Origin of the sequence: Protofrankia coriariae (assembly GCF_001017755.1) — a bacterium.
In the GTDB taxonomy this organism is placed as follows: domain Bacteria; phylum Actinomycetota; class Actinomycetes; order Frankiales; family Frankiaceae; genus Protofrankia; species Protofrankia coriariae.
Map to the genome: position 1 here is coordinate 105,400 of NZ_JWIO01000005.1, position 12,669 is coordinate 118,068.

7 protein-coding genes and 1 pseudogene are annotated in these 12,669 nt (G+C 71.5%); 1 reads left to right on the plus strand and 7 read right to left on the minus strand.

The genetic code is table 11. The features are described from left to right. Positions 1–414: 414 nt before the first annotated feature. The 6 genes from FrCorBMG51_RS05105 to FrCorBMG51_RS27915 all read right to left on the minus strand — a co-directional run bounded on the left by FrCorBMG51_RS05105 (position 415) and on the right by FrCorBMG51_RS27915 (position 8,712). Positions 415–2,130 (minus strand): acyl-CoA carboxylase subunit beta, encoded by a 1,716-nt coding sequence (locus FrCorBMG51_RS05105; RefSeq protein ID WP_052914323.1) that lies wholly within the window; start codon positions 2,128–2,130, stop codon positions 415–417. A gap of 800 nt (positions 2,131–2,930) precedes the next feature. Next, complete coding sequence (locus FrCorBMG51_RS32395; protein ID WP_052914325.1) at positions 2,931–4,670, minus strand: hypothetical protein; 1,740 nt, start codon at positions 4,668–4,670, stop codon at positions 2,931–2,933. Between the two features lie 134 nt (positions 4,671–4,804). Continuing rightward, a complete protein-coding gene (locus tag FrCorBMG51_RS05115; protein ID WP_047221946.1) occupies positions 4,805–6,448 on the minus strand; it encodes a hypothetical protein in 1,644 nt (547 codons plus the stop codon). After that, on the minus strand, positions 6,445–7,467 hold the full coding sequence (locus FrCorBMG51_RS05120) for an RluA family pseudouridine synthase (protein WP_235433323.1): 1,023 nt from the start codon (positions 7,465–7,467) through the stop codon (positions 6,445–6,447). Before FrCorBMG51_RS05120 ends, FrCorBMG51_RS05115 begins: the two co-directional genes overlap by 4 nt. After that, positions 7,457–7,999, minus strand: coding sequence for a signal peptidase II (gene lspA / locus FrCorBMG51_RS05125; protein ID WP_047221994.1), 543 nt, complete (start codon positions 7,997–7,999; stop codon positions 7,457–7,459). The genes FrCorBMG51_RS05120 and lspA overlap by 11 nt, the downstream gene beginning before the upstream one ends. 566 nt (positions 8,000–8,565) lie before the next feature. After that, on the minus strand, positions 8,566–8,712 hold the full coding sequence (locus FrCorBMG51_RS27915; protein ID WP_157180394.1) for a hypothetical protein: 147 nt from the start codon (positions 8,710–8,712) through the stop codon (positions 8,566–8,568). 117 nt (positions 8,713–8,829) lie between these two features. On the opposite strand from FrCorBMG51_RS27915, the pseudogene ileS reads away from it, so the two are divergent. After that, positions 8,830–12,208, plus strand: a pseudogene (gene ileS, locus FrCorBMG51_RS05130) (isoleucine--tRNA ligase). Between the two features lie 58 nt (positions 12,209–12,266). Here the strand turns inward: ileS and FrCorBMG51_RS05135 are convergent. Next, positions 12,267–12,446, minus strand: a complete 180-nt coding sequence (locus FrCorBMG51_RS05135; protein ID WP_047221947.1) for a hypothetical protein — start codon at positions 12,444–12,446, stop codon at positions 12,267–12,269. Positions 12,447–12,669: the final 223 nt, after the last annotated feature.

Consider the following 12,669-nt stretch of genomic DNA (forward strand, 5'->3'; position numbering starts at 1 on the left):
GCGGGACACCGACCGCTCCCGCCGGCGGGATCCGGACCGCGGACGGTCCCGAGCGCAGGCTCTGCGGACTCTGTGGCACCGTCACTCCTTCCTGCTCCAGTCCCTGGTCCCGCCGGTTTCGCTGTCGGTTGCGGTGGCGCTTCGCCGTCGGTTTCGTCGTCTGTTTCGCTGTTGCCTGCGCCGTCTCGCCTGTTGCTGCGTCGTCCCGCCGTCCCACCGGACGGCTGTCTCGCCGGCCGGCCAGGGCGCGTGCTCCGGGCCGCGGCCTCGCGATCGCCCTCTCGGGACGGCGTCCGCAGCCGGCTCCCCGGTTCGGCCGGCTTTCCCGGCCGATGCCTCGAGACGGCTTCGCAGTGGAATCCGCCGAGGGGCAACGCCGCCGGTCGTTCGGCGTCCCATCGGCGGCGCGGACGTCTACAGCGGCTCGTTGGGGTGTTTGCGAATCTGCTGTACGTGCCGCTTGGTCCGCAGAAAGGCCAGCCCACGGACGATCATCCGGCGGGTGTCGGCCGGGTCGATGACGTCGTCGACATGACCCCGCTCGGCGGCGGCATAGGGATGCAGCAGCGCATCGCTGTACTTCTTCGTGAGTTCCGCGCGCAGCTGGTCGGGGTCGTCCGCCGCCGCCAGCTCCTTGCGAAATATGATGTTCGCGGCCCCGTCCGCGCCCATGACCGCGGTCTGGTTGACCGGCCACGCGAACGACAGGTCGGAGCCGATCGATTTGGAGTCCATGACGATGTAGGCGCCGCCGAACGCCTTGCGAAGAATAACCTGAATCCGCGGCACGGTCGCCTCGCAATAGGCGTACAAAAGCTTGGCGCCCCGACGGATGATGGCATTGTGTTCCTGGTCGACCCCGGGCAGGAAACCAGGTACGTCGACCAGCGTGACCAGCGGAATATTGTACGCGTCACACATGCGGACGAATCGCGCCGCTTTCTCCGAGGCGTCGATGTCGAGCACGCCGGCCAGCACCATCGGCTGGTTTCCCACTATCCCGACGACCCGCCCGTCGAACCGGGCCAGGACGCACACGATGTTGCGGGCCCAGTGCGCCTGCACCTCCAGGTACTCGCCGTCGTCCACGATCTCCTCGATGACGGCCCGGATGTCGTACGGCGTCCGCTCGTTCGGCGGCACGATCCGCAGCAGCTCCGGGCACCGGCGGTCGGGGTCGTCGGACGACGCGACCACCGGCGGTGCCTCGTTGTTGTTCGACGGCAGGAAGGAGAGCAGGTAGCGGACCTCGTCCAGACAGGTCTCCTCGTCGTCGGCGAGGAAACTCGCGACACCGGTGCGTTCGGCGTGGACCTGCGCTCCGCCGAGTTCGGCCTGGGAGACGTCCTCACCGGTCACCGAGCGCACGACGTCCGGCCCGGTGATGAACATGTTCGCGGTGTCGCGGGTCATGAAGATGAAGTCCGTCAGTGCCGGGGAGTACACCGCGCCACCGGCGCAGGACCCAAGAACGACACTGATCTGGGGGACGACCCCGGAAAGACGGACGTTACGTGCGAAAAGCCCACCGAAACCGGCGAGCGCCGCGACGCCCTCCTGGATCCGCGCGCCACCGCCGTCGTTGAGGCCGATGACCGGCGCGCCGATCGACTCGGCCAGGTCCAGCACCTGGTGGATCTTTGCCGCGAACGTCTCGCCGAGCGCGCCGCCGCGGACCCGGGCGTCATGCGCGAAGACAACCACGCTGCGACCGTCCACCGTGCCGAATCCGGTGACCACCCCGTCGCCGGAGGGGTGGGAACGCTCCATTCCGAAACCGGTGGCCCGGTGCTGGGCGAACAGATCGAGTTCGGTGAAGGAATCCGCGTCCAGCAGCTGCTCGATGCGTTCGCGGGCGGTGAGCTTGCCGCGGGCGTGATGCCGCCGGGTGGCTTCCGGATCGTCTCCCTGTTCGGCGAGCAGCCGCCGCCGGGCAAGAAGCGCGGTGTGCTGCTCGAGGGTCAGCGGCTCGCTTTCCCGGGCTGCCTCCGACGAAATCCCGTCGGAGTCCCGGGAGATCGGCCGCCGGTTTCCCTGGTCGGGGATGAGCTGGTTGGGAAGGGCCCAGTACGCCGCGGGTTCGACAGTGCTTTCTTCGCCGTCCGGACTGTTGCGCAGGACTGAAACCACCAGCGATCCCTCCTTCTGGTAACCCGGTGGCCCGGGCCTCCCGACGTCGCGGAAGAAACGTGACCTCGCGGCCTCCGATCTTCCCGGGTGGCCGCTGTACCGAGCTTGGACGATCGCACTGGGAAAAATTCTTGAGAGATCCTTGAATCGAGCCGACTTGCCCCATGCAAGTGATATTGATCACAAGCGCGAGTATCAGCTGTCGCGATACGGACATGATTAGCCCGTCGCGTGGAATCGTATTCGTACGGAGCGTACGCGACGGCAGGCCGAAATGTCGCCGGCCGGACAGCGGCCATATCGCGTACATTGCTGTCCGAAATATTGTGGCTGTTACCCTCGCGCACCCGCCTCGCCCCGGCCGGGCCACGCGTGCCGGCATCGACACGCACCACGGCCGCCGGTCCGGCCCCGGCGGCCGTCGACGGCCCGCTCCGGTCGACGGAGCGTGGTGGCGGAGCGCACGGCAGCAGCCTGGTGCCAGGCGAGGCACCGGCACGGCACCCGGCCCGGATACGGCTGGCAGCACGGCACACCTGCCGCGGCCGGGCCACCGCACAACAGCGGCCCGGCCGCAACGGGGCACGCCAGCGGTATGGGCAACGAGCACACCAGCGGCCCCCGGTACGAAGCCCGGGCCCGGCCCCAGGTACGAAGCCCGGGCCCGGGCACGGGCCCGACAAGCCTGGGCAACGGGCATGCCGGCGGCCCGACGTCAGCGGCGCGCCAGAACAGCGTCCGGCCCGGACGCCGTGTCACCGCTCAGCGTCGCGACATCCGTCGCCGCGATATCCGTGTCCTCATGGGCGCACCAGAACAGCGTCCGGCTCGGACGCTGTGAGCGTGACCCTGCCCGACCAGGTCAGCGACCCGGGCGCGGGCAGCCCGTCGGCATCCAGCATGATCGCCCGTTCGACGCCGGTGACCGTCACCGTCGAGCCCGGGTCGACCACACCAGCCGGGGCCCGCAACACCTCGAGCGTGGCGATGTCGGCGAGCTTCGTGCCCGGGGGCAACTCCACCGCGGTGGCGACCGCGCCGTCCTGCTGCACGGACCAACCGGAGATCATGTGGTCCGATCGGTAGAGGACGTCCGGATCACCCGCGAGCCGGACCCCGACCGTGGTGCCGACCCAGGCCAGTGCCGGCGCGACCGAGGCGACCGAGACGGCCGGAACGGACGTGGTCTTGCGGATCACGACGTACAGGTAGTTCCGCAGGTCGGACAGTGCGGGTGTGTACGCGGACGCCACCGGCTCGATCTTCTCCTCGCGGCGCGCCTCGGCCGCGGACAGCTGGTAGGTCCACCCCGCGGCGTCCATCATCTGTTCCCGCGCCTCGCCCGCGGCAAGCTCGTGATCGGCGGCGAGGAAGAACCGCATACCGCCAGCGCCACCTCCGGCTCCGGCTCCGGCTCCGGCGATCACGGCACACACCATGTTGTTGCCCGTGCACGTCCGCAGCACGGGATGGCCGTTCTCGTAGCGGCCGGTGAACGGCAGCGTCACATGGTTGGGGCCCTGATAGACCGCCGACCCCGGCACCACGGACCCGGCCGCGTCGAGCTCGACCCGGTACACCCACTCGATGTCGGTCTGGCGTCCCCAGCGTGCCTGCAGGTACCCGGGATCGTCACCGGTGCCGCCGTCCTCGTTGCTGAACATGACGCTGTACTCCAGCACCGTGTGGCCCGGCCGGCCGGCCACCGGCGCCTGGGTGTGCCAGGCGAGCAGCGGGGTGTCGGTGTGGTTGTTCTGGAAGAGCCCACCGAACTCTGGCAGTGACCGTCCGTAGAGGATCGGAGCGTACACGAGCGGATCCGGCGCTCCGGGCGTCCTGGGTGCCACCGCCGACACCGACAGCTCATCGATCACCACCGTCTGCGCGCCGGCGCTGGACGCCTGCCCGTCCAGGGTGATCGTGAGGGTGTGGGCGCCGGCCCGCAGCCGCCCGAGCTGGACCTGCCTGATGATCGGATGCGCGGCGGGCACGACGAGGTCGGTCGCGGGCACACCGTCCACTGCGATCGCGAGCACCGCGGACTCCGCGCCCGGGACCGCCCAGTCGACCCCGGGGGCCCGGGCGGTGACCTCCGCCACCCCCTCGCCGTCATGCCGTGCCTGGACGGCCAACGAGTACGAGGCGCTCCCGCGCGCCAGCGTGACCGGTGTCTGCGCGACGGCGTCGGAGCCGGCGTCGAGAGCACGGTGGTCAGCGGAGCTGATGTCGAGAGCACGGTCAGCCCGGGCTGCGACGTCGGCGGCACCGGCCCCCGCGGCGGCTTCGACAGCCCTGACAGCCCCACTACCCGGGTCAAGGCCGGCGGTGCCGGTATCCGGGCGGGCGGCGCCGGATCTCGCCGCGGCGGTGTCGGCGACCTGGGTGGCATGGGCCGCCCGGGCGGCCCCGTCGGCTACCCCGCCCCCGCCGGCGGCGTCATGCTCCGGCGTATCCGCGATCAGGACGGCGACGAGGAGCGCGAGAACGGCCCGTGCCCACCACGTCCGCGCCACCGTCGTCACCGTTACCGCCGTCGTCACCGCGTCACCGCTGCTCAGCCACCTTCACCGCTGCTCACGTCGCCCGCCCGGCCACCGTTCACCGCTGTTCGGGTCAACCACTGCTGCCAGCCACTGTCCAGGTCGCCACTGTCCAGATCGCGCCACTGCTCAGGTCACCACTGTTCGGGGCGCAGCGGCACGAACACGGCTGGCCCAGCGGGGGCGTCCGCCGCCGCGACGTCCACCAGCCGGACCGGCTCGGTGTCGGCGAGGGCTGCCAGCCGCCACGCCGGGGCGGCCACGACCGCCCCGTACAGGCAGGCGCAGGAGTCACGGAGCGCCACCGCCTCGTCCGCGGCACGCTCCCGGGCGTCGGCGTCACCGATGCCACCCGCATCGGCGGTACCCACATCGACAGCGGCCACGTCGGCCACGTCGGCGGTGCCGGCCTGGGCGGCCGCGGCGTCGGCGTCGGCGGCGCGTGCGAAGGCGGTCCGGATGTCGGCGAGCGGGTCACGGACGTCCGCGGACAGTGCCGTGCCGTCAGGGGGAACCCGGAAGAACACGCGCACGGTCCGCAGGTCCCGGAGCAGGTCGAGGGCCTGCTCCGGCGTTCGGTACCCCGGAAAACTGACGACCCCGTAGGTGTCGGGGTGGCGGCCGGGCGGCTCATCCCGCCGGGCCGCGGCGGCCAGCCGTGTCCGCGCCGCCGTCAGGTAGCCCGCCACCGCCTCCCGCTGTCCCAGGCCCACCAGGATGGCGGCCGCCGGCATCTCCTCGACCCGCGTGGGGACCGCGATCGGAGCGGGGACGGGGACCGGGCCCGCGACCATGGGCGAGGCGGTGGCAGCGTCGGCGCCAGGGACGACATCGGGGGCGGTGTCGGTGACAGGGGCTCCCGACAGTGCGCGGGCCGACCCGGCGACCGGATCCACCTGCTGTCTCAGCGCGGGTACCGCCATCCGCGGCAAGTCGAGCTGCCCAAGATCACGTCCGCCGGCCGGGCCGCGCGCCAAGGCCGCGATCGCGCTCACCCCGATCACCGAAACTACGCCCAGCACTGTCATTCGCACGCTCCGTTCGATGACGGAGCGGCCACGAAGGCCCCGCCGGGCCAGGCCACCAGCGGCGGTCGTGTCAGCTGTGTCAGCTGTGCCGGCCGAGCCGACAGCGGCAGCCATGCCGGCTGAGCCACCAGCGGCAGCCATGCCGGCCGGGCCGGCAGCGGCGGCTGTGTCCCGCGGCTCGGCGGTCCCACGCCACGCCGCGCTTCGCCCAGCGGCCACGACAACTCGGCTTGCGGTAGCGTTGCCGACCGGGTCACGTCCATCACCGTACGGTGTAACCCTGTCGCTGCGCGACCTGGTGGACGTGTCATCGTCACCACCATCACCGCTGGCCGGATCATCCGTGCGTACACCCGGCGCGGCCAGGCTGCCCAGCAGCACCCGGCTGCCCGGCAACCCATGGACGTCCAGGGCGACAGTTCGCAGACGCGAGGCCCGGGCGGTGAACCCGTCCAGGATCCGGCCCGCGACCGGCAACACGCGTTCGTCCAGACGGTCGAGGCCAACGAGCGCACGCCGTGCCGCGCCCACCACGGCCCGTCCCGCCCGCGGCTTCCCCGCATGGTCGGTGGCCCCACCCCCAGCCATGATCGCGATCGGGGCGCTGGCCCCGTCCTGGCCTTCGGCAGCCGTCCGGCCCGTCGTTTCGACCCCGCCCCTGGCCACTGCCCGGACCCTGGTGAACCGGGCTCTGGCGCACCGGCGTCGCACCGCCCGGAACACGACCGTCGGACGACCGGTGACAGTCACGACTGCCGCCGAAGAACGGCTACCGCCTCCGCGAGATCAGGTGGGTCGGGGCTGGTGAACGTCACCTTCCGCCCATCCGCGGGATGGGCGAAGGACAGCTGAGCGGCATGCAGCCACTGCCGGGCCAGCCCGAGCCGGCCGGCGAGAACCGGATCAGCGCCGTAGGCGAGATCGCCGACGCAGGGATGCCGCAACGCCGACATGTGCACCCGGATCTGATGGGTCCGCCCGGTCTCCAGACGCACCGACAGCAGCGACGCGGCTCGGAAAGCCTCTTCGGTGTCATAGTGGGTGACGCTGGGTTTTCCACCCGCCACCACGGCAAACAGGCCGGACTTACGCGGGTGACGGTCGATCGGCGCGTCCACCGTGCCGCTGGACGGATCAGGATGCCCCTGCACCAGAGCACGGTAGATCTTTTCGACCTCGCGGTCCCGGAAAGCCCGTTTCAACGCGGTGTAGGCACGCTCACTTTTCGCGACGACCATGATGCCCGTCGTGCCGACGTCGAGACGGTGGACAACGCCCTGGCGCTCCGCGGCACCACTGGTCGCGACGCGGTAGCCCGCGGCGGCAAGCCCACCGATCACGGTCGGGCCGGCGAAGCCGGGCGCTGGGTGGGCGGCCACCCCGACCGGCTTGCTGACCACCACGATGTCGTCATCGTCATGGATCACCTGTAGGCCGGGCACCGGCTCGGCCGCCACCCGGACCGGATTCGGCGGGGGCGGCAGCCGCACGTCGAGCCACTCCCCGGCGCCGACCCGGTCGGAGCGGCCGCGTACGGTTCCGTCCACGCTGGCCTGGCCGTCGTCGACGAGCTGGGCCGCGGCCGTCCGGGACAGCCCGAACATCCGCGCGATCACCGCGTCCAGGCGCAGCCCGTCCAGCCCGTCGGGAACCGGGAGCGCACGCCTGTCCCCCACATCGCCCCCTGCCACGGCCACCTGGCCGGTTTCGCCGCCGGCCGCGTCACCGGCTTCGTTACCGGCCGTATTGCCGGTTGCGTTACTGTCCATCGCGGTCGTCGATGTCCGTCGCGTGCCGGCCGTCGGGGCCCGCCGGCCCGTCCGGATTCGGCTGGCCGTCCCGCGGGGCGGGCTGGCTGTCCAGAGCGGTACCGAAGGCCGCCAGGATGACCGCGACCACCCCACCGATCACGATCGCCGAGTCGGCGATGTTGAACACCGGCCAGTTGTGCAGGTGGATCCAGTCCACGACGTGCCCGCGCAGCGGCGCCGGCGCGCGGAAGATCCGATCGCTGAGGTTGCCCAGGGCCCCACCGAGCAGCAGGCCGAGCACGACCGCCCACGACAGCGACGTCAGCGTTCGGGCGGTGCGGACGATGATCACGACAACCACCAGGGCGACGATGCTGAACAGTACGGTCGCGCCACCAGCGATACTGAACGCGGCCCCCGGGTTACGCGTCAGCCGTAGGTCGAGTACGCCGGGAAGCAGCTCGATCGGTGCCCGGTCCGACAGGCTCGCCACAGCGGCGATCTTCGTGACCACGTCGATGGCGAGGATCACAAGACCGGCACCGGCCACCGTGGCCACCGCGCGTGGCGACCGGCACACCCGATACGGCTCGCCGCCNCCCGCTGATGTGACTCTCCTCATGGGCCGACGACACGTCGAAATCCGGACCAGCAGGATCATCCAGGTCCGGGATGGACTTCCCGTTTTCCACCTCGGCCGTCACATCCCACCGATCCCGCCCGTGGACGCCCTCTCCCACACCTGCCCCACTCTACGGGCAGCGCCTTCATGCCCGGAACGCACCATGACCGTCGCCCTCGCGCCACCCCGCGCGCACCTGCCGTGGGCGGAGACCCCGGCCGTAGCCGGCCGTAGGTGGAAACCGTCATCCCCACAGCGATTTCTACCTACGGCTTCCACAGCTGTAGGTGGAAATCGCTGCTGCCACAGCGGTTTTCACCTACGGGCCGGCGGCCGGGCCAGGCGGCCACCCGGGCCGGCCGAGGTGGTCGGCCCGGGATCCCAGCTCCGGATGCCGGGGGCCCACCGAATGCTCCGTCCCATCCACTACGCTTGGTACAGCGGACGGCGTTGACGGGACGAGTAGCGGCGGGCGCAGCCAGGGACGACCGCCCTCAGGACGGCGTCCAGCGAGCCGGGGACGGTGCGAGCCCGGCGGCCAGCGCGCTGCGAAGATCACCCCTGAGCCGCCGGGAGAACAGGGCCCGCGCCCCCAGTAGATCCGGCACCGCGCGCGACGAGTGGTCTGTCCGGGCCGCCACACCGGCGTCCCGGGAGGCAAGGAGGGTGGTACCGCGGTGCCACCGCGCCCCGGCGAACGCCGGGTACCGCGGGGTGTCGTCCCTCCGTTGGAGCCCGAACCCGACGGAGATCTGCCCATGCCGACCCGACCCACCGAGCCGAACCAACCCACCGAGCACACCCCGTCCACCCTGTCCACCCAGCTCACCGGGCATGCCCCAGCCGCCCGGCCAGCCGGGCACGCCCAGCCCGCGCCGGTGTTCCCGCCGCTGCCGACCCAGGTCGACCTGCCCGCCCTCGAACGCGACATGCTCCAGCGCTGGAAGGACCTGAAGGTCTTCGAGCGCTCCCTGGACGCGACCGCCAACGGCCCGCAGTGGGTCTTCTACGAGGGTCCCCCGACCGCCAACGGCAGGCCGGGCGCCCATCATGTCGAGGCGCGCGTCTTCAAGGACCTCTTCCCTCGCTTCCGCACGATGCGCGGCTTCCACGTCCCGCGCCGCGCTGGCTGGGACTGTCACGGCCTGCCCGTCGAACTCGCCGTGGAAAAGGAGCTGGGCTTCACCAGCAAGAGCGACATCGAGGACTTCGGCATCGCCGAGTTCAACGCCCGCTGCCGCGAGTCGGTGCTGCGCCACGTCGCCGACTTCTCCCGGATGACCGAGCGGATGGCCTACTGGTGCGATCTGGACAACGCCTACCGCACCATGGACACCCCCTACATCGAGAGCGTCTGGTGGTCGCTCAGGCAGATCTTCGACAGGGGGCTGCTCGTCGAGGACCACCGGGTCACCCCGTACTGCCCGCGTGACGAGACACCTCTGTCCGACCACGAGGTCTCCCAGGGGTACGAGGACGTGGTCGACCCGTCGGTGTACGTCCGCTTCCCGGTGACCTCCGGGCCGCTCGCCGAGGCGGGGGTGAGCCTGCTGGTCTGGACGACCACCCCGTGGACGCTGGTGTCGAACACCGCGGTCGCCGTGCATCCGGACGTCACCTACGTGGTCGCCAGGACCTCCGCCGGCGGGCGCGAAGGCGAGCTGGTGCTGGTGGCCGAGCCGCTGCTCGCCGCCGCGGTGGGCCCGGACGCCGAGATCGTCCAGACGGTCCGCGGCGCGCAGCTGGCGGGGGTGACCTATGCCCGCCCGTTCGAGCTGCTGCCGGCGGCGGACTTCGCCGCCCCGGCCACGGCCACCGGCCATGCCGCCGGCCGGGCTGCCGGCCAGGCCGCGGTGACGGCGGCGGCCGCGCACTCGGTGGTCCTCGCCGACTATGTCACCACGACCGACGGCACCGGGCTGGTCCACCAGGCCCCGGCCTTCGGCGCCGAGGACCTCGCCGTCGCCCGTGCCCACGGGCTGCCCGTGGTCAACCCGGTGGGCCGTGACGGCCGGTTCGTCGCCGGCGTCCCGCTGGTCGGCGGGCTGTTCTTCAAGGACGCGGACGCACCTCTCGTCGACGACCTGCGTTCCCGCGGGGTGCTGTGGCGGGCCGAGGACTACGCCCACAGCTACCCGCACTGCTGGCGCTGCCACACCCCGTTGATCTACTACCCGCTGCCGTCCTGGTACATCCGGACGACCGCGATCGCCGACCGGCTGCTGGCGGAGAACGAGCGCACCGACTGGCACCCCCCGAGGATCAAGCACGGCCGTTACGGGGAGTGGCTACGGGGCAATGTCGACTGGGCGCTGTCGCGTAACCGCTACTGGGGCACGCCGCTGCCGATCTGGCGCTGCACCGCCGACCCCGCGCATCTGACCTGTGTCGGATCGCTGCTGGAGCTGTCCTCCCTGGCCGGGCGTGACCTGTCCGGGCTCGACCCGCACCGGCCGTTCGTCGACGAGGTCACGATCGCCTGCCCGGACTGCTCGGCGGTGGCGCGCAGGGTCCCGGACGTGATCGACGTCTGGTACGACAGCGGGGCGATGCCGTTCGCCCAGTGGGGCGCGCCGCACCGCAACCGCGAGGAGTTCGCGGCCCAGTACCCGGCGCAGTACATCTGCGAGGCCATCGACCAGACCCGCGGCTGGTTCTACACCCTGATGGCCATCGGGACGCTGGTGTTCGACCGCTCGTCGTACGAGACCGTGCTCTGTCTCGGCCTTCTCCTCGACTCCGAGGGCCGCAAGATGAGCAAGCATCTGGGCAACGTCCTCGACCCGTTCGAGCTGTTCGAACGGCACGGCGCGGACGCGGTGCGCTGGCTGATGCTCGCGGCCGGCTCGCCGTGGTCGGACCGCCGGGTCGGCCACGAGGCGCTTGAGGACATCGTCCGCAAGGTGCTGCTGACCTATTGGAACACCGCGTCGTTCTTCGTCCTGTACGCGAACGCCGCGGGCTGGGCGCCGGGACATACGCCCGCCACCGAGCCACAGGCCCGGCCGGTGCTCGACCGGTGGGCGCTGTCCGAACTGAACGCCACGATCATCGAGGTCACCGAGGCGCTGGACGGGTTCGACGCACTGCGCGCCGGGCGCCGCCTGACCCGCTTCATCGACGAGCTGTCCAACTGGTATGTGCGCCGCTCCCGGCGGCGGTTCTGGGAGGCCGACCCGGACGCTCTGGAGACCCTCTACACCTGCCTGGACGGCCTGACCCGGCTGCTGGCCCCCTTCATCCCGTTCCTCACCGACACGCTGTGGTCGAAGCTGGCCGCCGGTGTGCGGGCGGACGCCCCGGACTCGGTCCACCTCGCCGACTGGCCGACCCCGCGGCCCGACCTCGTGGACGCGCCGCTCGCCGACCGGATGGACCTGGTGCGGCGGGTGGTGGAGCTCGGCCGGGCGGCCCGGGCGGGCAGCGGTGTGCGGACCCGCCAGCCGCTGGCCCGCGCTGTGGTGGCCGCCCCCGAGTTCGCCGGGCTCTCCGCGGACCTGCGCGCCCAGATCGCCGAGGAGCTCAACGTCATCACCGTCGAGGCCGCGGCCGCCGATGTGGTCGACGTCACCGTGAAACCGAACTTCCGGGCGTTGGGCCGCCGGTTCGGCAAGCGGACCCCACTGGTCGCGGCGGCCGTCGCCNCCGCGGGCCGGCCGGTGGACGGACGGCTCACCGTCGAGGTGGACGGCGAACGGATCGAGCTCGCCGGTGACGATCTCATCATCTCCGAGACCCCGCGGCAGGGATGGGCCGTGACCTCGGAGTCGGGGCTGTCCGTGGCCCTCGACCTGGAGATCACCCCCGAGCTGCGGCGGGCNGCGGGCCGGTGTCGCCCGGGATGTGGTGCGGGTCCTGCAGGAGGCCCGCAAGGCCGCCGGTCTGGACATCACCGACCGGGTCGACGTCCGCTGGACGGCGGACACGCCGCAGACCGCCCAGGCCCTGCGGGAGCACGCGTCCGCCGTGGCCGCCGAGGTCCTTGCCGTGACGTTCGCCGAGGGCGCCGGCCCCACCGGCCAGCAGGCGGGCCAGAACACGGAGCAGAACACGGACGAGGCCGGCCAGCACACGCCGGATCTCGGGCTGACATTCTGGCTGCGACCGGCGGCGGGCACGGCGGGCACAGCCGGCTGACAGGTCGCGGGCAGGAGCCGTGGGCAGGCTTCGCCGGGAGTGTTTCAGGCCGGGAGACTCAGTGGGTGTCCCGGCCTGCCGGTGGGCGTCGGGACGGCCTGCGCGCCCCCAGCGGCAGCAGTGCCGCCGCCAGCAGGCCGATCACGATCGAGGCATAGACGAAACCGGTACTGCCCAGGACTCCCGCGCCCAGCAGCGCGGCCGACAGCAGGACAAGAACACCGCTGAGGACGGTCATGGCCGGACGGTGGTCATGGCTGACATCACCGGAACGAATTTCGCGGACCGGACATTGTGGACCCGGAGGTTCACATGACCGGTACACCGGGATGATGGATGCATCCAGCGCCTTTTCCGATATTTTCTAATATTTTCTGACGATCCTGTCGGTTCCCGGCGGCCCGTCACAGCTCCTGGCCAGGCTGCTACCGATGAGACGACGAGAAATGCGACGTCCCCCG

Bases quoted from the DNA above. Each gene is read 5' to 3' on its own strand.
- FrCorBMG51_RS05120 (WP_235433323.1), bottom strand. From the start codon at position 7,467: ATGGACAGTAACGCAACCGGCAATACGGCCGGTAACGAAGCCGGTGAC.
- FrCorBMG51_RS05135 (WP_047221947.1), bottom strand. From the start codon at position 12,446: ATGACCGTCCTCAGCGGTGTTCTTGTCCTGCTGTCGGCCGCGCTGCTG.